The following is a 26088-nucleotide window of genomic DNA, read 5'->3' as shown; positions in this document are numbered from 1 at the left end:
AACATTCTGTAACTGCTGGATATCTTAAGGACCGGCGGGCGGTCGGGAGCGATTTTTCAGCGGTGGCCCTGTCAAAAAAATTTACACAAATATCCACACGACATGCGTGTTTCGCCCCGATGGCAGGCAGCGTCTCAGTAGGCCATTGCATTTTCGCGGGTTTTTGGGGTGGCACGCGGGTTGCATCTTCGTGTCTGTCGCAAGCTTGTCGTTGAAGGAGAGATAAACGAGGGACCAAGACAACGTCTATACCGGACTGAACTTAGGGCCCTGAACCCCGGGGAGGCGCAATAAAAAATCGCCAGGCGCCATAATAACAAGAAACGCGCCAACTGGCCGCGGCTTGTCATTCAAGCCGCGGTGTTTCTTTGTCCCCCCCCCCCCCGCCGCACCCACTGTGCTCGCCCGCGCAACGTTGATGGCCCCGCGGCGCACCAGGCAATGGCGGCCGGCCACGCCGCCGGGGTGCCGCCGCCGGCGATCTTTTGCCCTAGGCTCGTACCGACGGAGGCGTTACTATGCGGGTGCGCTTCACGGCTGCTTCATTCGCAGTCGCCGCGCCGACCGGCACCTTGACGCGAGAGATCTGCAATCGGACGAAAGGCGAACCGGTTCGAGGAACGCCAAAGCCACGACTGCCAAAGCCGCGACAGCATGTGGGTGCGCCTCCGTATGATTGGGTCCGTCGACGCTGAACTTTGGGCGGTAGAGCGGACGATCGGTGGAGCGGTCAAACCTGAAGGCGCCAGCGGTTGCAGCACGGGCAGCGACTCGCCCCACGGCGGCAGGCCGGTCGCTCTGTGGGCAAAGCGGGATCGGCAACACCAACAATCGGCATGTAGCCATCGGCATTAAGCAGCGTCAATGACAGGCGGCAGGACCAAGGTTCGAACGCCCCTGTCGACCTCACAGATAACCGGGAGTAGCGCAATGTTGAACAAGCACCCGACGTTTGCCGGCATCAGGGGCCCGGTGCTGACGGTGGTGATGGACGGCATGGGGATCAGCGAGCGGAAGGTGGGAAACGCCATTGCCGAAGCCCGAACGCCGACCCTCGACCGCCTGTACAAGACCTGCCAGCACATCACGCTGAAGGCGCACGGCACCGCCGTCGGCATGCCGAGTGACGAGGACATGGGCAACTCCGAGGTGGGCCACAACGCGCTCGGCGCCGGCCGCGTGTACGAGCAGGGCGCATCGCTGGTCAACGAGGCCATCGCCAGCGGCGTGCTGTTCGAGAAGCAAGCATGGAAGGACATCGTCGGAAACGCTAAGGCGAACATGTCCACGGTGCACTTCATCGGGTTGTTTTCCGACGGCAACGTGCACTCCCACATGAGCCACCTGAAGGCGCTCATCGCCCGCTGCAAGAAGGAGGGTCAGAAGCGGGTGCGCGTGCACATCCTGCTCGACGGGCGCGACGTTCCGGAAACCTCCGCCCTCGATTACGTCGAGCCGTTCGAAGCTTTCCTTGCGGATCTCCGTTCCGACGGCTTCGATGCCGCCATCGCCAGCGGCGGCGGGCGCATGAACATCACCATGGATCGCTACGAGGCCAACTGGGCGATGGTCGAAAAGGGCTGGCACACCCACGTCCTCGGCGACGGTCCGACCTTCGCGTCGGCGTCCGCGGCAATCAAGGACCTGCGGGAACAGCATCCGGGCGTAATCGACCAGGACCTGCCGCCGTTCGTGATCGTCCGCGACGGGGAGCCGATCGGCGCCATCCACGACAACGACAGCGTCGTGTTCTTCAATTTCCGGGGCGACCGGGCGATCGAAATCTCTCGCGCCTTCGAGGACGACGGCTTCGACAAGTTCGACCGGGTGCGCCGGCCGAAGGTGGTCTTCGCCGGCATGCTGGAGTACGACGGCGACCTGCACATCCCGTCTCGCTACTTGGTGCCGCCGCCGGCCATCTCCGACACCCTCGGGGAGTACCTGTGCGCGGAGGGGGTGCGCCAGTTCGCCATCGCCGAGACCCAGAAGTTCGGGCATGTCACCTATTTCTGGAACGGCAACCGCAGCGGCAAATTCAGCGAGGAACTGGAGGACTATGTTGAGGTGCCGTCCGACATCGTCCCGTTCGAGCAGCGGCCTTGGATGAAATCGGCAGAGGTCACCGACGAACTGCTCCGCGCCCTGCGCTCCGGCCAGTACCGTTTCCTGCGCGTCAACTACGCCAACGGCGACATGGTCGGCCACACCGGCAACTACCAGGCCGCGATCATCGCGGTGGAGGCGGTGGACCTGGCTCTGTCCAGGCTGCTGCCGGTCGTCGACAAGATGGGCGGCGTCGCCTTGATCACGGCCGATCACGGCAATGCCGACGAAATGCTCGAGATCGACAAGAAGACCGGGGAGCCGAAGAAGAATCCGGACGGGTCGTTTGCGGCGAAAACCGCGCATACTCTCAATCCCGTACCGCTGATCTATTACGACAACCAGACCAACGGTGCGGTCGAACTGGTGCACGGCAATAACTACGGACTCAGCAACATCGCTGCCAGCATCGTCAACCTGCTCGGCTTCGAGGCGCCGGAGATGTGGGACGCCAGCACCCTCACGTTCAGGTGACGGATCGCCGATGATCGACCGATGGCGTGGCCCCGTCCTGGCGATTGTGCTCGCGGTCGTGGCGGGCGCGGCGCCCGGTGCCGCGGCGACCGCCGAGGAGCCGGCGCCGTCGGTTGGGTCCGAGTCGGAGGCTGTCGAGCAGCGGCCGGAGAACGGTCAAGCTGACGCGACGACGAATGCGGCCGCGGATGAAGAGCCGTTCCGCCGCGATGTGATGGAGGCGCGGTTGCAGGATCTCCGCGTCGAGTTGCTGACCGTGGCCGATTTCATCCGAGCCAAGGAGCAGGAGATCGCCGGTCAGCAGTCGCGGATCGATACGCTGGCGGCGCGGCAGGCCGTTCTGCTCCGTGGCGCGGCGGAGCGTCGCCAGACGGCGGCAAAGGTGTTGTTCGGCCTGCAAGGCGTGGCGCGGGTGCCGCCGTTGGCGATCCTTGCCCGCTCCAATGGCCCCATCGACGTGGTGCGGAGCGGCGTCGTTCTGAGCACGGTGGTCGACGAGTTGGCGCGCCGCGCCGAGACGGCGCGCGCCGAGAGCGAGCGAATCGCGGAAGCGCAGGAAGCGGCGGCGGCGGCACGCCGCAGCTTGTCGGTCGCCCTGGAAGAGCTGCACGCGGCGCGCGGTCGGCTGGCCGTTTTGATCGACGACACGGCCGAGGCCGGCCAAAGGCTTCAAAACACAGTGAAAGGGGACGACGGTCCTGTTCCCGGCCTGATCGCGGAAACCCAAGACCTCGCCGTGGCGCTGACCAGTCTCACCGCCGCCGCGCCGGCGAGCCAGCACACCGCATCACGGGCCCCGGCGAGGGACGATATGGGGGACGACATGGCGGCGTTGACCCCTTGGCATCGGGCGCCGGGGGCGCCGGTTTCGGGACGCATCGTCGTCGGCTTCGGCGACGTCGCGGATGGGGATGCGCCGGGCATGGGAACGGTCAGCAAGGGCGTGCGCATCGAGACGCCGCCACGAGCGGCTGTCGTCGCGCCGTCGTCCGGCCGCGTCGCATTTGTCGGGCCGTTTCGGGGTTATGGCCTGCTCTTGATCATCGACCATGGCGGCGGATATCATAGCCTGATGGCGGGGTTCGACCGTATCGACCTGGTCCCGGATCAAGAAATTGCGGCCGCAGATCCCATCGGTGTCATGGGCGATGTTGGCGAGCAGCGCCCGAGCCTCTACATTGAGCTTCGACGCGACGGACAACCCGTCAATCCCCTGCCATGGTTTGTGCAGGTCACTGGAAAGGCCAACGGATGAGAGCTGGAAGACTGGTCCTCTGGATCACGACGGCGTTTCTGCTCGTCGCGCCCGCGCTGGCGGGCGGCGTGTTTGCCTCGCCTGCACGGGCGGCCGATGCCGATGACGACGGAGCGGAAACCTATCAGCTCTTGAAGCTGTTCGGAGATGTCTTTGAACGGGTCCGAGCCGACTATGTTGAACCGGCGACCGACAAGGAACTGATCGAGGCAGCGATCAGCGGCATGCTGACGTCTCTCGATCCCCACTCAGGTTACCTCAACGCCGACAGCTACCGCGAGATGCAGGTGCAGACGCGCGGCGAGTTCGGCGGTCTCGGGATCGAGGTGACGATGGAGAACGGGCTGGTGAAGGTCGTCTCGCCGATCGACGATACGCCGGCGTTTCGCGCCGGCCTCGAACCCAACGACCTCATCACCCATCTTGATGGGGAAGCGGTCATGGGGCTGACCCTGGCGGATGCGGTCGAAAAGATGCGCGGGCGGGTCGGCACCGCAGTTGATCTTACGGTGCGCCGCGAGGGCCGCGAGCCGTTTGACGTCACGATAACGCGCGCAATCATCAAGATCCGGTCGGTCCGGTCGCGCCTGGAGGGCAACGTCGGCTATATCCGCATCAGTTCGTTCAGCGAGCAAGCCGACGAATCGCTGCGCGCCGCGCTTGACGACCTGAGGAAGCAATCGCCGGAGCCGCTGCAGGGCATTGTCCTGGACTTGCGCAACAACCCGGGCGGTCTGTTGTCCCAAGCCGTGGCGGTGACCGATGCATTTCTCGACAAGGGCGAAGTGGTCTCCACGGGCGCGCGCAAGACCGAAGACGCGCAACGCTACTACGCCCGCGACGGAGACATTGCCGACGGCTTGCCGATAGTTGTGCTGATCAACGGCGGCTCCGCGTCGGCGTCGGAGATCGTCGCCGGCGCTCTGCAAGACCATCGCCGCGCCGTGGTTCTTGGGACCAAATCCTTCGGCAAAGGCTCGGTGCAGACCATCATTCCGTTGTCGGGATATGGCGCCATTCGGTTGACCACCGCCCGTTACTACACACCCTCCGGACGGTCCATTCAGGCGGTCGGCATCGAGCCCGATATTATGGTCGAACAGGCTCGGATCGAGGTGGTGGAGCAGCCGAATGGACGCCGGGAGGCGGATCTGCGGGGTGCTCTGACGAATGGCGAGAAAACTGACGAGACTCCCGCCGCAGACGAAAGCGAGGTCCTGAAGCTCGACAAGGACACGACTGCCCCCCCCAAGCCCAGCCAGGACTATCAGCTGATCCGCGCCCTCGACCTCATTCGCGGCATCTCGCTGTTCTCCGACAAGGTCGCAACGACGGCAGCGACGGCTCAGTGACCTCCGGGTCGAGGTTCGGTTCGGCAGCAGGCGGCTCCTGCGGCCGGACTCGCCTGTAGTGGCGCTGGTCCAGGGTAGAGGACGCGCGGAAATGATCGGGCGAAGTGTGCCGGGGCCGGCGGGCGCAGCCTTCGTGCTGCTGCTGTTGGGAGCCGGGGCGTGGTGGTTTTTCTCCGCGGAGCTGGCGGATCGCCCGGCGGGTTCGGTGGTGATCGATGTTCCCGTCAGGATGGAGGGCGGCAACCGAACTCGGACGGGTTCGGATTCGACGCCGGTCGCGTCCGTGGTGCTCACGCCATGGCTCGATGCACCGGATCCGGAACTGACGGAGGACGGACCTCACGGCCCGCTGCCGAAGATCTCCGACAACGGCCGCAAGCCGTGGATCGCCTACGCGCGTCCCTTCGACGTACGCAACGACCGGCCACGAGTGGCGGTTCTGGTCACCGGGCTCGGCTTGTCGGAAGCCAACACCGCCAAGGCGATAGAGCGGTTGCCGAGCGCCATCACCCTCGCCTTCAGCCCCTACGCCCAGAAAGCCGCCGCGCTGACACGCCGCGCCCGCGCGGACGGCCACGAGATCATGCTGGTTCTGCCGATGGCATCCGGGCAGTTCCCGTTCCGCGACGCCGGACCGGCGGCCTTGCAAGCATCGTTGTCGACCGAAGACAACGGCGATCGGCTGGGAAACGTGTTAAGCCGGACATTCGGGTATGTGGGCGTGGTGGGCAGCGGCGACTCGCCGATCCTCTCCGAGGAGGACAGCCTGCGACCGGTGTTGTCGGCGATCGGCGAGCGCGGCCTGATGTTCGTCGGTGCAGGTCCGCCCGGCGAAAGCCTCGTCAAGTACATCGCGCCGGAGGTGGGCACGCCGTGGGCGGTCGCCAACGTCATTCTGGATGACCAATTGTCAGCGGACGCCATCGATGCAGCGCTGGCCGAACTGGAGGCCGTTGCACGCGATCGGGCGGTTGCACTCGGCATCGGCCGGGCGTATCCGGTGATCGTCGACCGTCTGGCTGCATGGGCGTCGGGATTGTCCGAACGCGGCATCGCTCTCGCGCCGGTGTCGGCCCTGGCTGATCGCCAGCTGTTTCCATGACTGGCGTCCGAACTTCGGATAAGAGCGCCACGGACCGGCCGCTCCGCTACCGGCGCGGGGTCGGCGCCGTCGTCTTTCGCGGCGACGGACAGGTGCTGGTTGCACGGCGGATCGATACACCCGGCGAGGCATGGCAGCTTCCCCAGGGCGGCATGCGCAAGGGCGAGACGCCGCGCCACGCCCTCTATCGCGAAGTTCAGGAGGAAATCGGGACCGACAAAGTGCAGTATCTCGCCGAGTCGTCGGCTTGGCTGCGTTACGAGTTGCCGCCCGATCTCGCCGGACGCGTTCGGGGCGGCCGGTATCATGGCCAGGAGCAACGATGGTTTGCCCTTCGTTTCACTGGCATCGACAGCGACATCGACGTGAACGCCACCCGAAAGCCGGAGTTCGACGCGTGGCGCTGGGCGGACTACGAGGATCTTCCGGACTTGGCCGTCTGGTTCAAGAGGTCCCTCTACGCCGCCGTGGTCGATGAGTTCCGCGACACGGCGGCCATGCTGCGCCAGATGCACGAGAAAATGCCGGAATCCTCCGGGGCCGACGCATGAACTTCATGATGGTCGCTGCGCTCATTGGCGGCTTCGTCCTGCTGCTGGTGGGAGCGGAGGGGCTGGTGCGCGGATCCGTGGGCGTGGCCCGACACCACGGCGTCTCGACGCTGATGATCGGCATGACGGTCGTCGCCTTCGGCACGTCCATGCCGGAGCTGGTCGTCAGTCTGGATGCGTCCCTGTCGGGCGCCCCCGGCATCGCCGCCGGCAACATCGTCGGCAGCAATATCGCCAACGTGCTGCTCATCATGGGCTTCACTGCGCTGTGCCGTCCGGTCGCCTTGCCCGCAGGCGTCGACAAGATGGACGTGCTGGCGCTCGTCCTGGGCACACTCATGTTCGTGGCGTTCGCCGCCAGCGGCGCCATAGGGCGCTGGCAGGGCGGCGTCATGTTGCTGACGTTCACGGCGTTCATGATCGTCTCGATCCGACGGCAACGGCGAGGCGCTGCCGGTGTGGCGGCCGCCGCCTACCAGCAAGAGGTGCAGGACATGGCGGACGCGGAGGAAGGTGGCGCAGCCACGCCGTGGCGGCATTGGGGGTTGGCCATCGCCGGTTTGGCTGGCGTCCTGATCGGTGCGGATCTCCTGGTGGAGGGCGCGGTGGGCCTCGCGCGGGCCTTCGGCGTTTCGGAAGCGGTCATCGGACTGACCTTGGTCGCCGTCGGCACTTCGGTTCCCGAACTGGCCGCCTCCGTGGTCGCCGGGATCCGCGGTCACACCGACATCGCCGTGGGCAACATTCTGGGCAGCAACTTTTTCAATGTGCTGCTCGTGGGCGGCACGGTTGCAGCGGTGGTTCCCATCGCTGTGGACGACCAGATCGTGCGGTTCGACGCCTGGATCATGCTGATGGCGACCGCGGCGTTTCTGCCGATACTGTTGGGCCTCCGCTTCGGCCGCTTCGGCGGCCTGGTCTTCATCGCGGGATATGCATGCTACGTCGGCGTCACGTACACGATGTCGGCGCCATGAGGATCCCCGCCCGATGCGCCTTCAAGCGCTGACGCCTTGATTTGGGCGCGCCGCTTCGCCATGGTGCCGACATGCCTGGAACAAGCCTTGGAACCGCCCTCGTCACCGGCGCCGCAAAACGCATCGGCCGCGTCATTGCGCTGGATCTTGCGCAACGGGGCTGGGCGGTCGCCGTTCATTGCCACCGCTCCCTGAGCGAGGCGGAGAGCTTGGTCTCCGACCTGCAAGCGGACGGCCGGCGGGCAGCGGTCGTGCAGGCGGACCTCGCTGACGAGGATGAAACGGCGGACCTGGTTGACCGTACGGCGCGCGCGCTCGGCCCCGTGACCTGCCTGGTCAACAACGCATCAGTGTTCGAAAACGACCACTGGGATAGCGTCACCCGCTTGTCGTGGGATCGCCACATGCAGGTCAACACGCGGGCGCCCTTCGTTCTAAGCGCGGCCGTAGCAGCGCAGGTGCCGGAAGGCGCGCATGCCGCGATCGTCAACATTCTGGACCAGAGGGTGTGGAATCTGACGCCGCACTTCATGTCGTACACGGTCAGCAAGGTGGCCCTGTGGGCCTTGACCCGGCAGATGGCTCTGGCTCTGGCGCCGCGGATCCGCGTCAACGCCGTGGGGCCGGGGCCGACGATGCCGAGCCCGCGCCAGAGCGACGCCCAGTTCGCCCGGCAGTGGTCGATGATGCCCCTGGCGCAGCGAGTCGAGCCGCAGGAAATCGCCGACGCGGTGCGCTTCATCCTTGACGCACCATCAATGACGGGCCAGATGATCTGCGTCGACGGCGGCCAGCACCTGGGCTGGTGCCAGCCGCAGCCGGCTGTCCAGGCTATTGAAGAATGATGGGCGAACGAGTGATGGACGGCATGCGCTCGCCGTGGGTCCGCCCGTGACGGCCGAGGCCGCACGGATCGTTCACCCGCTGCACATTGCCGATGCGCGGAACGCCATCCGCCATGTCTTCATCCGCGATTTCGTGCTGCATTGCTCGATCGGGGTGCATCGCCACGAGCATGTCCGGCCGCAGCGGGTGCGCATCAACCTCGACCTGGCCGTGGTTGACGAAGGCGACATCGGCGACGAGCTCGGCAACGTGGTGTGTTACGAACGGATTGCCGATGGAGTACGCGCCATCGTCGGCGGTCGCCACGTCAAGCTTGTGGAAACGCTGGCCGAGGACATTGCCCGCCTGGTGCTGCGCGACGGCCGGGTACGCTCCGCCCGGGTGCGCGTGGAGAAGCTCGACGTGTTCGCGGACGCCGCCAGCGTCGGCGTCGAGATCGAACGCTTTGCGGCCGGTCCCCTGGCGGCCACCACGACTCAGTAAACTCTCGTCCTTGCGGTCGCCGCGACGCAGTACCTCTCTTTCTTGCGGCCGCCGCAACGCCGCCGCCCCTCGTCATTGCGCCTGCCGCGACGCGCTTCAGAGACCGCCATGCCGTCCGATGTAACGCCCGATCCGGCCGTCGACGCCCAAGGAGAGTCCGCCTCCGCACCCGTCCTCGGCACGGCGGTGATCGAAGCAAACCTGCGCACGATGCCGGAGGCGCCGGGCGTCTACCGGATGATCGACGGCGCCGGCGACGTGCTCTACGTCGGCAAGGCGCGCAATTTGAAGAAACGGGTCGCGGCGTACGGGCAACCCCATCGGCTGGGATCCCGCCTCCGCCGCATGGTGTTGCAGACCGCCGCGATGGAGATCGTCACCACCCACACCGAGGCCGAAGCGCTGCTCCTCGAGGCCAACCTGATCAAGCGCCTCAAGCCGCGCTACAACATCCTGCTGCGTGACGACAAGTCGTTCCCGTCCATCCTGGTCACCGCCGATCACGCGTTTCCCCAGATCCTCAAGCACCGCGGCGCCAAGGCGCGCCGGGGCGAGTACTTCGGGCCGTTCGCTTCGGCGGGCGCGGTCAACCAGACGCTGGCGGTGCTGCAGCGGGCGTTTCTGCTGCGCATCTGTTCGGACTCCGTGTTCGCCGCGCGCACCCGCCCGTGCCTCCTGCACCAGATAAAGCGCTGCTCGGCACCGTGCGTCGGGCGGATCAGCGAGGCGGATTATGGGCATCTGGTGGAGCAGGCGCGGGCGTTCCTGCGCGGCGACAGCCAGAAAGTGCAACACGAACTGGCCGAACGCATGGAGGCGGCCAGCGAGGCGCTGGCATTCGAGGACGCCGCCGGATATCGCGACCGCATCCGGGCGCTCGCCGCAGTCCAGTCCCACCAGGACATCAATCTGGCCGGCATCGGCGACGCCGACGTGTTTGCGGCGCACCGCGACGGCGGGCGCACCTGCATCCAGGCGTTCTTCTTCCGCGCCGGGCGCAATAACGGCAACCGCGCCTATCACCCGAACCATGCCCATGACCAGCGGACGGAGGCGGTCATCGAAGCGTTCCTCGGGCAGTTTTACCAGGATCGGCCGGTGCCCTCGCTGATTCTGGTCAGCCACGACCTTCCGCACCGCGACCTGGTCACCGAGGCGCTGTGCGTCCATGCCGGGCATCGGGTTCAGGTCGTCCGCCCGCAGCGCGGCGACAAGGCGGCGCTGGTCAACCACGCGCTCGACAACGCGCGCGCCGCGCTGAGCCGTCGCATGGCGGAAAGCGCCAACCAGCGTCAGTTGATCGACGCCTTGGCCGCCGTCCTCGACCTGGACACGGCGCCAGACCGCATCGAGGTGTACGACAACAGCCATGTTGGCGGCCGCGCCGCCCTCGGCGCGATGATCGTCGCAGGCCCCGAGGGCCTGATGAAGAATGCCTATCGCAAGTGGACGATCAAGGCGGCCGGCTTCGCGGAGACGCCGGCGGGCGGCGACGATTACGCGATGATGCGGGAGGTGCTGACCCGCCGTTTCGCACGGGCGCTGAAGGACGATCCCGACCGTGACCACGGGCAGTGGCCACAGCTCGTGCTCGTCGACGGAGGCGCCGGTCAGCTCAACGTCGCCAGGCAGGTGCTGGCCGATCTCGGCATCGAGGACGTCGCGCTGGCCGCCATCGCCAAGGGACCGGACCGCAACGCGGGGCGGGAGCGTATATTCCTGCCGGACCGGCCGCCGTTGACGCTGGAGGCCAGCGACCCGGTGCTGTACTTTCTCCAGCGCCTCCGCGACGAGGCGCACCGGTTCGCGATCGGCGGCCATCGCGACAAGCGCAGCCGGGCGCTCAAGACCTCGTCCCTCGACGCCATTCCCGGCATCGGCGCCCGCCGCAAGAAGGCGCTGCTCCACCACTTCGGATCGGCGACTGCGGTGGCGCGGGCCGGCCGCACCGACATCGAAGCGGTGGACGGGATCAGCCGCGCCATCGCCGACCGGATCTATGATTGGTTCCACGCCGAAGGTTAGTATAGACTCGGATGCGCGCGCTCCTCGCCGAAAGTGCTCGTGTTCATGGAACCCAATCTTCCCAATGTGTTGACGATTTCACGGGTCCTGGCGACGCCGGTCGTGTGCGTGCTGCTCTATCTGGACACCGGGTTGAGCGTCTGGCTGGCGCTTCTGGCGTTCATCTATGCCTGCGTCACGGACTTCCTGGACGGGTTCCTGGCGCGAAGCTGGGATCAGCAATCGAGCTTCGGCCGCTTCCTCGATCCCATCGCCGACAAGTTGCTGGTCGGCCTGGTTCTATTGATGCTGGTGGGGATCGATCGCATGCCGGGCGCCCATGTCCTGCCGGCCGCCGTCATCCTCGGGCGCGAGATCCTGGTGTCCGGCTTGCGCGAGTATCTGGCCGAACTCAACGTGCCGATGCCGGTCACCCGTCTGTCGAAGTGGAAAACGACGCTGCAAATGGTCGCCATCGGCTTCCTGCTTACGGGGCCCCATGGGCCTGCCCTGGGTCCGATCGACTTCACCGATATCGGGCTGTTCGGTGTGTGGGGAGCGGCACTGTTGACGATCATCACCGGCTACGACTACCTGCGCGCCGGTCTCGGCCTCATGGGATCGGCAGACCCCCGCGCGCGCCCGCCGAAGCTGAAAGGCGTTGATCCGGCCAGTGATGTGCGCTGAGCGGTACCGTTTGAGCGAGTTCGAGAGACGATGCTGAAGGTCCTGTACTTTGCATGGCTGCGCGAAAAGGCGGGCGTCGGCGAGGAAGAGGTCGCGCCACCGGATGAGATCGCCGATGTGGCCGATCTGATCGCCTGGTTGAAGGCGCGGGGAGGGAGACCCGCCGCGGCGCTGGCCGACCTCCGGGCGGTGCGTGTTGCGGTCAACCACGAGCACGTCGCGTTCGACCACCCGCTCAAGCCGGGCGACGAGGTGGCGTTCTTTCCGCCGGTCACCGGCGGATGAAGGCGCGCACTTCGATCGAAGATCGGAGCCCATGATCCGCATTCAGCAACAGGATTTCGATGTGGGTGCCGAACTGGAGCGGCTTTCCCGCGATAATGCGTCGGTCGGCGGCGTCTGCGCCTTTGTCGGTCTGGTGCGCGACATGGCGGGAGGCGCGCCGGTCACCTCCATGACCCTCGAGCACTATCCGGCGATGACGGAGCGGCAACTTCATGACATCGACACGGAGGCGCGGGAACGCTGGCCGCTCATCGACACAGTCATCATTCACCGTTTCGGCCGCTTGCACTCCGGCGACCGCATCGTTCTGGTCGCCGCCGCATCGGCCCACCGCGACGCAGCGTTCGGTGCCTGCCGCTTCCTCATCGACTGGCTCAAGACGCGGGCGCCGTTCTGGAAACGGGAGGAGGGTCCGGACGGCGCGCGCTGGGTCGACGCCCTTGCCGCCGACGACGCCGCAGCCGCCCGCTGGCGCGCCGGTTTGGACTGACGGGCCGGATGACTCGCCGCGCGACGGAGCCGACTGCGGCAACCTGTGATGCGGTGTTCTTCGATTTTGACGGCGTCCTTGCGGAGTCCGCCGACATCAAGACCCGCGCCTTCATCCAGATGTACAAGGAGCACGGTGCAGCGGTGGTCGACGCCGTCGTCGCCCATCACACCGTCCACGCCGGCGTTTCGCGCCGCAAGAAGATCCGCTACTACCACAAGATGTTTCTTGGCCAGCGCCTCAGCGAGGATCAATTGGAGGCACTGGCGCGCCGGTTTTCCGCGCTCGTCGAAGACGCAGTGGTCGATGCCGCGTGGGTCGCGGGGGCCCGTGACTGGCTCGACGCCAACCGGCACCGGCTGCCGCTGTTCGTAATCTCGGGAACGCCGGAGCAGGAACTGCAGCGCATCGTCCGGCGTCGCGGCATGGAGGGTTACTTCGTCGCGGTCCACGGCTCCCCGCCGAGCAAGGTGCCGATCATTCGCGACCTTCTGGACGAGCACGCATTCGAGCCCTCGCGCGTGCTGTTCGTCGGCGACTCGCTCACCGACTACAAGGCAGCCTGCGCGACCGAGTTGCGCTTCATCGGCCGCGTGCCGCCGGGCGGCCAAAATCCGTTCCCGCCCGACACTCCGGCGATCGCCGATCTGACCGAATTGATGCCGTAGCCGCGGCCTCTTCCTTTCAAGCCATCGTGCCATCGGAGACATCGGAATGAACGCCGGAGACACGCCCGGAAAGTCCTACCTCAACCACGAATTCCTCGCCAGCCGCGACGCCCGGGTGTTGCGCATTCTTGCCGAGTACCTCCATCCGGCGGCGCGCTTCGAGGCGCTCCGCATCTCCGACACCATCGTCTTTTGGGGATCCGCGCGGTTGCGCTCCCGCGAATTGGCGCTTGCAGAGTTGGAAGACGTACGACGCAACAGAGGCGATGTGGCCGCGGCGGAGCAACGCCTTGCCATGTCCCGGTACTACGAGGACTGCCGGACCCTTGCCCGCCGCCTGACCGAGTGGTCGAAGCGCCTCGATCAGGAGCGCCAACGGTTCGTGGTGTGCACCGGCGGCGGCCCCGGCATCATGGAGGCCGCCAACCGCGGCGCTTCCGAGGCACACGGGCTCAACGTCGGCCTCGGAGTCTCGCTGCCCCACGAAGAATGCGGCAACGCATACATCACGAGCCAGCTTGCGTTCGAGTTCCACTATTTCTTCATGCGGAAATACTGGTTCGTCTACCTGGCCAAGGCCCTGGTGGCGTTCCCGGGTGGTTTCGGCACCCTCGACGAGTTCTTCGAGCTGATGACCATGGTGCAGACCGGCAAGCTACGGAAGAAACTTCCAATCGTCCTCTATGGCCGCGAGTTCTGGGATGCGGTGCTCAACCTTGACGCCATGGTGCGTTTCGGCACCATCGATGCGGATGACCTCCGCTTGTTCCACACGGTCGATTCCGTCGACGAGGCCTTCGACATCATCGTGCATGAGTTGATGCGGGTCGCCCTGCCGACCCCCGGCGGCGGCTTATAATTCGCCGCCCCAAAGGTCCCTCACCCCCACCCCCTCCCCCATGCGGGAGAGGGGGGCCCGCTTGAGCGGGAGGGGGAGGGGCTCCTGGAAGCAATACTCTATTGCCGGATAGCCGCTCTGGTTTCCTGATCTCTACCAGAGATCGGGACGGAGACTGTCGAGCTGCACCAGGGTGAAGCTGTCTTCGTCCAGATCGCCCGCGGTGATGCCGCTGATCGACGCCAGCACCGTTCCCGTGTCGGCGACCGCGATGGTGGTGAATGCCGACTGTGAGGTTGCGCCACCGACGGTCGCGATGGCGAGATCGGCGAACGTGAGGTCGCCGTCGACCAGGCCGATCTTGTCCCGTCCCGCATCGAAATCAAGGATCAACTCACGGCCGCTTGCCGACTGGACGACATAGACGTTGCTGTCGTTTTGGGCCGGCCCGTCGGAGTAGACGTCGTCGCCCGCTCCGCCGGCGAACGTGTCATCGCCGAGGCCGCCGATCAGCACGTCATTGCCGGCGCCGCCGAGCAGCAGATCGTCGCCGGCCTCGCCGATGAGGGTGTCGTTGCCTTGACCACCGGAGGTGATGTCGCTTCCGGCTAGGCCCCTGATGGCGTCATCACCGCCGAGCCCGAGCAGAACGTCGCTATTATTCGTCCCGCCGACAGAATCCGCGCCGGCCGTGCCGGTGAACGTCAGGCCACCCGCGAGGTCGATTTCATCGCCCGAGGCAAACTGGATGCTCTCGACTTGCGGAACAGCCTGACCGGTGGCTGGATTGTACTGGTTGACAACGACGACGGAGCCGGCGCCGGCCACGTTGATCGTCAACTGGCCTTCAACATTGGAGAACGTTACCTGTTCGGCGGTGATCCCGTCGCCGAACCGGATGACGTCGGTCCCGCCGCCGCTCGTCTCGTCGATGGTGTCGTTGCCGAACCTGCCGGCGAAGTCGTAGGCGTCGTCGCCGGCGCCACCGGCGAGGCTGTCGTTGCCCGCGCCGCCTTCCAATACGTCGTTGCCGACCAGCCCGAAGAGGACATCGTCGCCGCCCAGCCCCAGCAGCACGTCGTTCTTACTGCTGCCCGAGATGGTGTCGGCGGCATTGGCGCCGGTGAATGTCAAGCCTTCGGAGAGATTGATCGAATTGCCGTCCGCGAACTGGATCCGTTCGACTACCGGTACCGGTTCGCCGGTGGTCGGGTTGTACTGCCCGTCGACGCTGATGGTGTTGGCTCCAACGATCACGTCGAGCTGGCTTCCGGCGGCAACGAACCGCACCTGCGTTGCGGTGATGCCGGCGCCGAACTGAATGATGTCCCCGCCGCCACCGCCGCCCGTCTCTTCGATCACATCCTTTCCGAAATTGCCGGAAAACAGATAGGTGTCGTTGCCGGAACCGCCGATGAGGCTGTCGTTGCCAGCGCCCCCTTCGAGAACGTCGTCGCCAGCGAGACCCCTCAACAGATCGTCTCCGCTGAGACCAAGCAATGTATCCGCGAAGGCGGTGCCGCCCATCTGGTCGGCAGCGTTGGTGCCGGTAAAGGTCAGCCCCTGGCTCGTCAGATCGATCGGCGACGCGCCTTCCGCGGTGAAGCGGATGCTTTCAACCCCGGCCGCAGGCGAGCCGTCGGCGCCGTCGAACTGTCCGGCGACGGTGATGGAGTGGGCGGCGCCGGCCCGGATGGTAAGCAGTTCGCTGGCGTCGGCCCGGAAGAACTGAACCTGATCCACCCGCACGGTCTCGTCGAAGCGGATCACGTCCTGGCCGCCGCCGGCGGCTTCCGTGATGGCGTCGTTGCCAAAGTTGGGGGCGAACTCGTAGACGTCGTTGCCGACGCCGCCGACGAGGGCATCGTTGCCGGCGCCGCCGTTCAGCACATCGTCGCCAACGCCGCCGTCCAGCGAGTCGTTTCCGGCCCCGCCATCCAGGCTGTCGTCCCCGGCGAGGCCCGAGAGGGTATCGTCGCCGTTGAGCCCGACCAGCGTGTCGTTCAGGCTGGTGCCCGTGATGGCGTCGGCGGCGTTAGCGCCGGTGAAGGTCATGCCGCCGCCGAGGTTGATCGGGTCGCCGCTGGCGAATTCGATGCGCTCGATCACCGGCACCGGCGCGCCGGTCGCGGGGTTGTATTGGCCGTCGATGCTGATGGTGTTGGCGCCGACGATGACGTCTAGCCGCCCCTCCGAGGCGGTGAAGCGCACTTGACTGGCCGAGATCCCCTGGCCGAACTGGATGACGTCCTCGCCGCCATCAGCCGCCTCGTCGATGACGTCCTGGCCGAAAGCGCCAGCAAAGGAGTAGACATCGTCGCCTGCGCCGCCACTCAGACTGTCGTTGCCGGCGCCCCCGTCCAGCCGGTCGTCACCACCGCGGCCGGACAGCGTATCGTCGCCGCCGAGGCCGATCAGCTGATCGCTGCCGCTGGTTCCGGAGATGACGTCGGCGGTATTGGCCCCGGTGAAGGTCAAGCCACCCGCGAGGTTGACGCTGTCGCCATTGGCGAAGTCGAGCCGTTCCACGACGGGCACCGGCGCGCCGGTGGTTTCGTTGTACTGGCCGTCGATGCTGATGGTGTTGGCGCCGACGATGAGATCGAGCTGGCTGCCCGACGCCACGAAGCGAACCTGGGTGGCGCTAATGCCGGCTCCAAAGCTGATCACGTCGGTACCGCCGCTGGCCGCTTCTTCAATGCTGTCCTTGCCGAACGCGCCCGAGAAGACATACGTGTCGTTACCGGCGCCGCCGCTGAGGCGATCATTGCCGGTCCCGCCGTCGAGAGTGTCGTTGCCCGCCAGCCCGTTCAGCACGTCCGCGTCGTTGAGGCCGAGCAGCGTGTCGTCGAACGCCGTCCCGCCCATCTGGTCGGCGCCGTTGGTGCCGGTGAAGGTGAGGCCCTGGGAGGTCAGGTCGATCTCGGCGCCGTCCGCGAACTGGATGGTTTCGACCCCCGCAACCGGGGTTCCCCGCGCTTCGTCGTACTGATTGGCGATGGTGATGCCGTTGCCGCCGGGACCACGAACGTCCAGGACATCGCTCGCGGCGGCGCGGAAGAATTGCACCTGGTCGCTGCTGATGCCTGCCCCGAACTGGACCACGTCGCTTTGGCCGCGGTCCGACTCGGTGATCGTGTCGTTGCCGTAGGCGCCGGCGAAGACATACGTGTCGTCGCCGGGTCCCCCGGAAATGTCGTCATTGCCGGCCCCGCCGTCGATGGTGTCGTCGCCACCGCCGGCGCGAATGAAATCCGCACCGCCCCTGGCGACGATCTGGTCGCCGTTGTTGGTGGCGCCGCTCCGCGGAGAAATGCCGGACGAAGAACTGGTGCGGCCGACGCCGATGACATCGTCGCCTTCCGTGCCGGTCACCACCACGAAATTGCCGGTGAGGATGAATCTGGTCTCGAAGCGGGCGAGGTTGGGGTCCGCCTCCGCCGATGGCGTCAGGGTGATGTTCTGGGTGATGTCGGTCGCGTCGAGCGGATTGCCCGGAAGATCGGCGGAACCACTGGAGTTCTTGACGCCACTCGGCGTGTTCTCGACTCTCAGGTTCAGAAACGGCGACTGGCTCGCTTGGCGCAGGTCGACAGCGATGCTGCCCCCGGCATCCGGCGACGTGAACCCGAACGAATCGAGTTCCATCGACGCGCCTTCGATGACCGGGCCGTTGTTGCTCCTCAGGTCGTACTGGATTCTCAGATCCAGCGGGGTATCTGTCGCGGTCAGCCGCGGATCCGCCAGAAATGCATATCCGGGATCGAACGCCGGCGTACTTGGGTCATCTCCTAAGGTCGTGAGCGACGACGTGTCAAAATCAACACCACCGCTGGTGCTGTCGATCGTAAAGCTCGACAGCACCAGCGGGCCAACATTCAACGTGGTGCCTTCGTCCAATTGTGAAAGAGTCGCAGTCGCCATCTCTTCCTTCTCCCGTTCTGCTTTGGGCTGAAGCCGGACCGACTTCATCAGCCGATGTGATGGTGCCAATAGCGGGCATGTTGAGTGATGTCCGAACGGCGGTATGCAAGCATCCCCTGCACGCCGGATCGTCCATCACAGCATGTTTCATTTACTTCGATAAGGAACCAGAATCTGCTTCTAACACCGCACTCCACCCGCGCATACCCCCGCATGGGTGGCGACGTTCTGCGAATGTGAGGTGCGTTTCGTTCTTCATGTCGGCGTCGCCGTCTTGATCGCTTTCGCTATGATCCTCTTCACAGAGCATAGCCAACATAAACTTTACCCTCAAGATCAGCGGCGGTACCCAAGGCGTCGCGCCGGTCGCGCCGCGGCACACAACGGCCCGGAGGAGGGCCAGAGAAGGGAACGTCAGATGTTCACGATTCGGTTCAAGACCGTCACCTATCGCCCCGATCTGCAGATCACGCTCCGCAACAGCATCGACGGCTGGAACGAGGACGTGCCGGGCGAGTACGAGAACGACGCCTGGAACTTCGTGCTGCCCACCGACCGCTACGCCGGCGGTTTCGAGTTCAAGTTCATCCTGGAGGAGCAATACTGGTCGACCTCCGGTAATCTCCAGCTGGCGCCGGCGGACGGCCAGACCTACGAGTACGACGCGGCCCAGGTCACGTTTCCACCGGTCAACGAAGTGATCACCGAGGTGCTCAAGGAGAACGGCCGCGTCCAGCAGCTGTTCTTCGTGCCCAACCTCGACGAGAACAAGCTCTACGACGTGATCGTCGTCGGCTCCGGCATCGGCGGCGGTATCCTCGCCGACCAGCTTTCGGACTTTGGCCTCGACGTCCTGGTCCTGGAGGCCGGCAGCTACCTGTTTCCAACCCACGTCGGCAACCTGCCGCGTCAGCACGTGTTGCAGGCCCAGGTCGACAAGAACATCTGGCACCTGTGGGACGAGTTCAAGATCACCAACTACGTCAACGCGCCCGGCTCCAAGTACGGAGGCGGCCAGGGGTTCAACCTCGGCGGCCGCAGCCTGTTCTGGGGCGCGTTCATGCCGAGGATGACGTGGTGGGAACTGGACTCGTGGCCGACCCAGGTGCGCTGGGATCTGGAGAACTTCGCCTACGACCTCGGCGAACAACTCCTCAGCAAGGCGACGCTCGATTCGTCCTATCAGAACCAGGTACTCGGCGGCATCGCCGGCGCGCTTCCGGAGTACGTGGTGCGCACCGCGCCGATGGCCATCCAGCACACCAATGCGGAGCGGCGAACGGTCCCCGGCGGCGTGTTCTCGACCGCCGACCTGCTCATGGAATCCCGATTGACCGGCGGCCCGGTTGGTGCCGACAAGCTCACCATCAATCTCAACCACGCGGTCACCAGCATCGAGACCGAGGCCGGCGAGGCCAAATCGGTGGTCGCCTACGACCTGATCAGCGACAAGGTGCGGACGTACAAGGCGCGGTTCGTGGTGCTGGCGGCCGGCACGGTGGAAAGCGGCAAGCTCGCCCAGCTCAGCAATCTCGCCGACCCCAACGGCAAGATCGGCAAGGGGATCACCGACCACCCGATCTTCTTCACCCATTTTGCCATTGGCCCCTCGTCCGCCTACTTTGACCTGAACGCCGCCGCGAAGATCATGTTCCGCCACCAGGCGGCGGGGTTTCTGCCGGGCGGCGGCAACGGCGCGCCGCCGTTCGAGAACCTCCACCGCTACAACGTCATTCTCGAACTCGGCGCCGACTTCAACCAGGGACGGTTCGTCGATCCGGACATCCTCAACGCCCATCTTGCCGCCAAGGGCAACACCATGCTCTGCGAGATCGTGTTCCTGTTCAACGCGGCGTTGAGCGACACCCACGCCCTCGTTCACGCCGGCCCGGCGTATGCCAAGCCGGTGGTGACCATGGACGAGGTGCCGATAACGGTGGAGGAGTGGAACGAGATCCTCGCCGTGCAGAACCGGGTCTTTGCGGAAGTGGGGGCTCAGCCCCTCGCCGGCGGCGATCTGATCCCCGACCGCGGGGGCCTAGGCGGGGTCGCCCACGAGGTGGGGACCTTGCGCTTGGGCACCAACCCCGGCGCCCAGTACCAGGACGGCGTCGTCGACCCGGACCTCAAGATGCTCGGCTATGCCAACCTGTTCGTTTGCGACCTGTCGGTGTTCCCGTCGTCACCGGCCGCCAATCCGACCCTCACCCTGGCGGCCCTGGCCCTCCGCCTCGCCCGCCACATCCGGGCGATCGCCTAGCATGGGACAAGGGGCCAATCCGCGGAGGAGAGCGCTACGACCCTTTGCACCTCGACCGACGTCAGACGATCAGGCCGGCGTGGACGATCTCTTCGAAGCGGGCGAAGAACGATGGCTCCAGGTGATGGCCGGTCATCGTCCGCATGATCACCAGCGCCTCGGCGTGGGACAGCCGCGGCTTGTAGGAGCGCTTCTCCGTCAATGCGGAAAACACGTCGGCCACCGCGCACACCAGGCTCAGGTCGTCGATCTGGCCGCCCTTCAGGCCGCGCGGATAGCCGGTTCCGTCGATCCGCTCGTGATGATTGTGGGCGGCGTCGATGGTGTCCTTGCTGAAGCCGTTGCCGCGGGACAGGATGTCCACCGAAACTGCGGGGTGCTCCTTCACCAGCACCCATTCGTCCTCCGTGAGCGGCCCCGGCTTGCTCAGAATGGCGTGGGACATGCACAGCTTGCCGACGTCGTGGAGGAACCCCGCCTGAGCGAGCCGCATCAGGTCGCCATCGCGCATGCCGGCATGGTGTCCGAACACGGTCATCGCGCTCGCCACGCGGAGCACGTGGACGAACGAGTGACTGTGGTGTGCCCTCAGCGCGTCGAAGGTGCTGACCAGCTCTTCGGAGCGGGCCGCCGCGACAAGGCTTTGGCAGAACGCGTCGACGGTGGTTGAGTTTATCGGCTCCTCGGCTTCGAATGCCCGCCTCATGTCGTGCGTGCATTGCCGGCCGAGCTTGAGCAGCGAGCGCTGGATGGTGTTGAGCCGTGTGTTTGCGGCTTCCGCGCGCGCGTCGAGCACGTCCGCAAATCTGGCCATGAACGCCGCGTCGCGGCATGGCAGCGCGATGAACCCGTCCGCCAGGCCTTGCGACGCAACCGTCCGTAGCCGCGGCTCGTCCTGCCGACCGAACACGACGACCACCGGGCGGGGCTCGCCGCCGGAATGGCGGATGCGGGTCAGCAGTTCGAACACCGGCATTCCCGGAATTTCGATGTCCACCAGCACGGCGTGCGGCGGTTGCAAGACGATCGCGTCCAGGCACTTGAAGCCGTCATCCATGACGACGACCTTGGCGTGGTCGACCGTCAACGACGCCACGATGGATCGGTAGCGGTCCGTGTCTCGAGCCGCGAACACGAGCGGCCTGGTCATGTGAGCGCTTGCGTAGGTTCGTTGCTGCCGTCGGGTTAAAGGATCAGGCCGTCGCCAACCATCTCCGCGAACTTCATGAAGAAATGCGGTTCAAGTCCTCCTTTCGCCTCCTGCTTCATGGCCGCGACCGCCTCTTCCGCGGTCATCCGCCGCTGCATCGGACCGCCTTCGGTTAGCGTCGCGAAGCGATCAGCGATGGCCGCGAGCAGGCTGGGGTCGTCGATCTGGCCGCCCTTCAATGCGCGCGGATAGCCGCTGCCGTCAAGGCGTTCATGATGGTTTTCGGCGATCCGGATGACAGTTTCGTCGAAGTCCTCGCTGCGCCGCAAAACGTCGACCGACGCCCTCGGGTGCGCCTCGAAGATGCGCCGTTCCTGGTCCGCCAGCGGCGTTGGCTTGAGCAGGAGATCCGGGGATATGGTGATCTTGCCGATATCGTGCAGAAGCCCAGACTGGGCCAAATCAACCAGATCCGTCTCGCGGAGACCGAGCCCGAGGCCGAACACGGTCATCGTGGCGCTGACCTTCAGGCAGTGGGTGAAGGCGACGTCAAGGTGCGCCCGCAGCGTTCCGAGCAGGCCGAGAAGGTTGTCGGATCGGCCCGCCGCCACGACCGAACTGCAGAATGTGTTGACCAGATCCGCGTCGACCGGCTCATCGGCAGCAGCGGTCCGGGCCATCATGTCCACGCACTCGGAACCCGCTTCGAGCAGCGCCCGCTGCACCTCGTTCAACCCGGCCCAGCTCGCGCGCAGCCGGCTGTCGACAATGTTCCAGAAGCGCTCGAGAAACGCGCCGTCCGATGACGGCAGCTCGATGAACCCCTGCGCGAACCCATGGGTGATCATCGCGGACAGCCGCACGTCGCCCTTGCGGCCGAACAGCACCAGGGTGGGCAAACTGTGCGACATCGAGCGGTGGACCCGCCTCGCGAGCTCTGTGGCGTTCATGCCGGGCAGGTCGATATCGATGAGCGCGATGCGCGGCATGTCGAGCAGGATCGACTCCAGTGCCGCGGCGCCATCCTGATGAAGGGTCACCTTGTGGTTGAGAGCGATCGCCTTGATAATGTTCTTCAGCGGCTCTCTGTCCCGGCACGCAATTAGTATGGACTGGTTTTCCATAGCCCCCTGGCATTCCGATTGATCCGAGACAGCATTCGCCCGCCATCCACCGCAGAACCGGGTGGCGTGGCGACACGAGCTGATTGTCTTCGCGTCGCCCTAACGGAGGGTAAACGCGTAGGTGCATCGCAACGAAGATGCTAGAATCGCCGCCGCGATCATTGGTCGGATCGGAAGGCGCATGACAGGTAAGCCACTGCTAAGAAACATATCTATTGTTGGCGCCTTGGGGGTGGCTGCCGCATCGGTGCAGGCTGCGCCGGCGCCGGCCGATCCGTGGCGCGTCTGCCGGCAGGCGATCTCCGCGGCCGAGCAGGCGGAAAGACTGCCGCGCCACCTCCTCGCTGCCATCGCCCTGGTCGAGTCCGGCCGTCCCAGCGAAGCGAGCGGCACCGTCCCATGGCCGTGGACGATCACCGCGGAGGGCAGGGGGCGGTTCCTCGCCAGCAAGGCGGATGCCGTCAGTGCGGTGCAGGAGCTTCGCGAGCGCGATGTGCGCAACATCGACGTCGGCTGCATGCAGGTCAACATGCACTACCATCCGCGCGCCTTCGCGGATCTCGACGCGGCCTTCGATCCGGCCGCCAATGCCGGTTATGCCGCCCGTCACCTGCGTGCGCTGTTTCGCCAGGCCGGCTCATGGCCCTCCGCCGTGTCGCTCTATCACAACGGCAAATTCCACATGAACCGGCAGTACCGGATCCGGGTGATGAAGGTGTGGTCTCAGTTGCGGGGACGGCCATCGCCGGCCTCGTCCGGCTGATCCAGAGCCCGCAGCGCGGCGAGGAACGCCGCTGCGCCCACCGCCATACCCTGCTGCACCGTGCCGATGCGGGCAACGCCGCTGGTGACGCCGATCACGAATACCCCGTCCCCGGACCTCACCAGCAGCGGCGAGCCGGAATCTCCCTGCAACGCGTCGCAGCCGTGTTTCAGCACCCGGCCCGCCGCCAACCGCCCCGTAATCCTGCAGTCGTCATGGAGGGACAGGAGATGCGGCCGATCCTGGCCGTATCCGGCGCGCATCACGTGCAGTTCGCCGTCGCCGGCCGCCTCGCCGTCGTCGAGCGCCTTGACGGGGATCGGCGCGACCGTCGCGGCCTCCCCCAGGACGAGCAGGGCCCAATCATCGGCAGGCCAGTCATTGCCGGCGACGCCGCCCTGGCGAGGCGGCGGGGTCAGGGGCGCCACGACGCGCCTGACGGTGGCGTGGAACAGGTATCCGCCGCGGCGATAGCCCGCGAGGAAGTGCAGTTCCTCCGGCTTGATCCACCGCCGGGTGCGCGCGTCGAAGATGCAGTGGGCGGCGGTCAGCACCACCTCGGCAGCGACGAGCGTTCCGGTGCAATAGCCGCCCCAGGTCCGGTTGACCCGGCCGACGGCGCTCCAAGGCCACTCTGCGCTGTCCAGGATAGCCCGGTCATCGTCGCCGATGATGCCGATGCGCTCGCCGCCGGCGATGCTGATGCGCTCGCCGCCGAGCGCGGGCGACCCGGCCAGCATCAACAACGCGAGCGCCGCCGTCCATGAGCGAGCCGTGGTCACGCGGCCGGGGTGATCCCGCGTTTCCGGAGGTCCGCAACGATGGGCTCGATGACGAAGCGGTCGACCCACTGCTTGCGCTTGCGCCACCAGAAATAATTGATCCCCTGGCGAAACATCCACGACGGGGCGGACTTGCTGACCATGCACCGCTTCAACGCGTCGCCGCGGCCGAGCACCGCTTCGCGAAGCCGCCCGACGCTGAGGTCGCCGGGGCGCGCCGGCCACGGCGGCATGCGCGTGTACGCCTCGCTCGCCAGCTTGCCGAGCAACGGGATCACCGGCAGGTGGACCACCGGGCGGTATTCGCCGTCGACTGCCATCTCCTTGACGACCGCGCAAGCGGCGCGGTTGGCGTCGTTCGGCCAGCCGGCGACAATCGGATTGACGACGCCGTTGTCCGGATCGGCCGGCAGCACGAAATGCTTGCGAAGGAACCTCTGGCAGTTGCGCCGGCCCAGCATGTAGTCGTGTTGACGGAACTCCCGCGACAGAAACCCGCCGAAGCCGCCCAATGCGCCGCAAGCGAGTGCATAGGTCGCCGGTTCCGCCGCGTCCAGGCTGGCGTAGCGGACCGGGAAGATCGCGAACCGGCTGAACACGGTGTCGTCACGGGCCAGCGCCAATTCGTCCGCCTTGAATCGCGCCTGCGAGACGAAGGCGCCGAGCAGGCGCTTGGCGACGTTGACGAGGGCGATCTCCTCTCCCGGATCATAGTCGCGAACCAACTCGAAAAGGTTGGGGAACGGATCGATCATCAGCACTGCTCGGCTTGCCTCGGTGCGGCCGCGAGGATTGCGACCGTCCTCCTCGGCCAGCGCCAGACGACACAGCTCCAGCGGCTCGTTGTTGAACACGCCACCGTCGACGTTGGCGAATGCGTAGCGGCCGTCGGGAAAGTCTTCGCGATGATCGAGCGGCGGGATGCGAACAAACTCGCCGGAGCGGCTCCTCCATGACTCCGGCGAGTCCGGCGGCTCCGCAGGTTGGCCGTTCGCCAGTCTCCGCACCGGCGGCTGCTCTGCCGAGGGAATGAACCACGGCCGATCGCAATAGGCTCCGAAATCCCGCTCCAGGGCCCGCGCCGCCAGCCCGATCGGGAAGGCGCCGCTCGCCAAAGCCGCATCGCCGAGCGCCGACCAATTCTCAGGCGTGCCGGCCGGGGTGAGCGGGACCATTCCGTCCTTCCTCGTCCCCTCGGGGCCGAACACGAAGCCCACGTTGTCGGCGTGCATCGACATCTGATGCTCCCGCGCGACATCGCCGGAGTGCAGGGCGAGGGAGTATCGCACGCCGCGCAGGTTGCCGACACAGAGATATATCGGCAGCCGGTCGGCGATGTACGAGCGTCGCGCATCGTTTCGCTGCGAGACGGCAAGCGCGTCCCGCGCGATGTGCCCCAACTCGTCGGAGTTGAGCAGCGAGACGATCGGCCGATCCGGCCCGAGGTCGCCGGTCCCGAGCAGGACGTCGGCATGGATGCGCTGCACCCAGCTGTCGTAGAGCGGGTTGCCGGTGCGTTGCTGCGGCGTGCGCGGGGCATCCACGGAGGCCACCGGCGGCACGCGGGTGCCAAGCATCGCCGCGGTCATGCCGGTCACCATGGCGCCCGCCGACGTGCCGGACATGGCGCGGATGAGCACCCGGTGCGGCGGATCGAACAGCGGCGTCTCGCCCGCCAAGCCGGTATTCAGGTACGATGTATCGACGCCGTTGCGCACGTCCTCGATCGCGTCCAGCGCCTCCAATATGAAATCGATGACGCCGGCCGTATACGCGCCTGCCGAAACCGCACCCGCCATCACCAGCCCGATCTCGAACGTCGGCCGCGTGCCCGCTTCGTCGCCCATGGCATCCCTCCCGCGCATTCACTACCGCTTGTCCTCTGTTGAACGCGAACTGGAAACGATACGCGATCGCACCCGGTTAAGCCACCTTGTTCGGGTTATGAGACGTCTGCCTGCGTCGTCCGT

At 66.0% G+C, this 26088-nt stretch carries 21 protein-coding genes; 16 read left to right on the top strand and 5 right to left on the bottom strand.

Translation table 11 applies throughout. The annotated features are described in order from the left end of the window. Positions 1-930: 930 nt before the first annotated feature. From IPM60_01100 to IPM60_01035, 14 genes are all read left to right on the top strand, one after another. Complete coding sequence (locus tag IPM60_01100) at positions 931-2577, top strand: 2,3-bisphosphoglycerate-independent phosphoglycerate mutase (GenBank protein MBK8906538.1); 1647 nt, start codon at positions 931-933, stop codon at positions 2575-2577. Between the two features lie 10 nt (positions 2578-2587). After that, the gene (locus IPM60_01095; protein MBK8906537.1) at positions 2588-3832 is read left to right on the top strand and encodes a peptidoglycan DD-metalloendopeptidase family protein; all 1245 of its coding nucleotides are present in this window, start codon (positions 2588-2590) and stop codon (positions 3830-3832) included. Further along, on the top strand, positions 3829-5184 hold the full coding sequence (locus IPM60_01090) for a S41 family peptidase (protein MBK8906536.1): 1356 nt from the start codon (positions 3829-3831) through the stop codon (positions 5182-5184). Before IPM60_01095 ends, IPM60_01090 begins: the two co-directional genes overlap by 4 nt. A gap of 91 nt (positions 5185-5275) precedes the next feature. Continuing rightward, entirely contained in the window at positions 5276-6286 is a 1011-nt protein-coding gene (locus IPM60_01085) for a divergent polysaccharide deacetylase family protein (GenBank protein ID MBK8906535.1), read from the top strand. After that, a complete protein-coding gene (locus IPM60_01080) occupies positions 6283-6837 on the top strand; it encodes an RNA pyrophosphohydrolase (protein ID MBK8906534.1) in 555 nt (184 codons plus the stop codon). Before IPM60_01085 ends, IPM60_01080 begins: the two co-directional genes overlap by 4 nt. A gap of 5 nt (positions 6838-6842) precedes the next feature. After that, positions 6843-7814 carry a calcium/sodium antiporter gene (locus tag IPM60_01075; protein MBK8906533.1) on the top strand — a complete coding sequence of 324 codons (972 nt, stop codon included), beginning with the start codon at positions 6843-6845 and terminating at the stop codon, positions 7812-7814. Positions 7815-7885: 71 nt separating this feature from the next. Continuing rightward, positions 7886-8659 (top strand): SDR family oxidoreductase, encoded by a 774-nt coding sequence (locus tag IPM60_01070; protein MBK8906532.1) that lies wholly within the window; start codon positions 7886-7888, stop codon positions 8657-8659. Between the two features lie 67 nt (positions 8660-8726). Then, complete coding sequence (locus IPM60_01065) at positions 8727-9143, top strand: dihydroneopterin aldolase (GenBank protein MBK8906531.1); 417 nt, start codon at positions 8727-8729, stop codon at positions 9141-9143. A gap of 108 nt (positions 9144-9251) precedes the next feature. Beyond that, positions 9252-11168 (top strand): excinuclease ABC subunit UvrC, encoded by a 1917-nt coding sequence (uvrC, locus tag IPM60_01060; GenBank protein MBK8906530.1) that lies wholly within the window; start codon positions 9252-9254, stop codon positions 11166-11168. Positions 11169-11213: 45 nt separating this feature from the next. Further along, positions 11214-11834 carry a CDP-diacylglycerol--glycerol-3-phosphate 3-phosphatidyltransferase gene (gene pgsA, locus IPM60_01055; GenBank protein MBK8906529.1) on the top strand — a complete coding sequence of 207 codons (621 nt, stop codon included), beginning with the start codon at positions 11214-11216 and terminating at the stop codon, positions 11832-11834. A gap of 33 nt (positions 11835-11867) precedes the next feature. Then, positions 11868-12119: a molybdopterin converting factor subunit 1 gene (gene moaD, locus IPM60_01050; protein ID MBK8906528.1), complete on the top strand. Its 252-nt coding sequence runs from the start codon at positions 11868-11870 to the stop codon at positions 12117-12119. Between the two features lie 31 nt (positions 12120-12150). After that, entirely contained in the window at positions 12151-12609 is a 459-nt protein-coding gene (locus tag IPM60_01045) for a molybdenum cofactor biosynthesis protein MoaE (protein MBK8906527.1), read from the top strand. Positions 12610-12617: 8 nt separating this feature from the next. After that, complete coding sequence (locus IPM60_01040) at positions 12618-13277, top strand: HAD family hydrolase (protein ID MBK8906526.1); 660 nt, start codon at positions 12618-12620, stop codon at positions 13275-13277. A gap of 46 nt (positions 13278-13323) precedes the next feature. Next, a complete protein-coding gene (locus IPM60_01035; GenBank protein MBK8906525.1) occupies positions 13324-14136 on the top strand; it encodes an LOG family protein in 813 nt (270 codons plus the stop codon). A gap of 132 nt (positions 14137-14268) precedes the next feature. On the opposite strand, the gene IPM60_01030 is transcribed toward IPM60_01035, so the two are convergent. After that, the gene (locus tag IPM60_01030) at positions 14269-18039 is read right to left on the bottom strand and encodes a hypothetical protein (protein ID MBK8906524.1); all 3771 of its coding nucleotides are present in this window, start codon (positions 18037-18039) and stop codon (positions 14269-14271) included. Positions 18040-18457: 418 nt separating this feature from the next. Here IPM60_01030 and IPM60_01025 point away from each other — a divergent pair, with 418 nt between their 5' ends. Beyond that, a complete protein-coding gene (locus IPM60_01025) occupies positions 18458-20299 on the top strand; it encodes a GMC family oxidoreductase (GenBank protein MBK8906523.1) in 1842 nt (613 codons plus the stop codon). 61 nt (positions 20300-20360) lie between these two features. Here the strand turns inward: IPM60_01025 and IPM60_01020 are convergent, their stop codons facing one another. Continuing rightward, complete coding sequence (locus tag IPM60_01020) at positions 20361-21449, bottom strand: HD domain-containing protein (GenBank protein ID MBK8906522.1); 1089 nt, start codon at positions 21447-21449, stop codon at positions 20361-20363. 35 nt (positions 21450-21484) lie between these two features. Continuing rightward, entirely contained in the window at positions 21485-22573 is a 1089-nt protein-coding gene (locus IPM60_01015) for an HD domain-containing protein (GenBank protein MBK8906521.1), read from the bottom strand. 232 nt (positions 22574-22805) lie between these two features. Here IPM60_01015 and IPM60_01010 point away from each other — a divergent pair, with 232 nt between their 5' ends. Then, the gene (locus IPM60_01010) at positions 22806-23336 is read left to right on the top strand and encodes a transglycosylase SLT domain-containing protein (GenBank protein ID MBK8906520.1); all 531 of its coding nucleotides are present in this window, start codon (positions 22806-22808) and stop codon (positions 23334-23336) included. Here IPM60_01010 and IPM60_01005 read toward each other — a convergent pair. Beyond that, positions 23297-24118 (bottom strand): trypsin-like serine protease, encoded by an 822-nt coding sequence (locus tag IPM60_01005; GenBank protein ID MBK8906519.1) that lies wholly within the window; start codon positions 24116-24118, stop codon positions 23297-23299. The genes IPM60_01010 and IPM60_01005 overlap by 40 nt on opposite strands. Continuing rightward, the gene (locus IPM60_01000; GenBank protein MBK8906518.1) at positions 24115-25965 is read right to left on the bottom strand and encodes a hypothetical protein; all 1851 of its coding nucleotides are present in this window, start codon (positions 25963-25965) and stop codon (positions 24115-24117) included. Before IPM60_01000 ends, IPM60_01005 begins: the two co-directional genes overlap by 4 nt. Between the last annotated feature and the right edge of the window lie 123 nt (positions 25966-26088).

The organism is Rhodospirillales bacterium, assembly GCA_016710335.1.
In the GTDB taxonomy this organism is placed as follows: Bacteria; Pseudomonadota; Alphaproteobacteria; order Rhodospirillales; family Defluviicoccaceae; genus JADJXQ01.
Note: the sequence above shows the minus strand (reverse complement) of the source record. Positions and strands in the feature narration are given on the sequence as shown.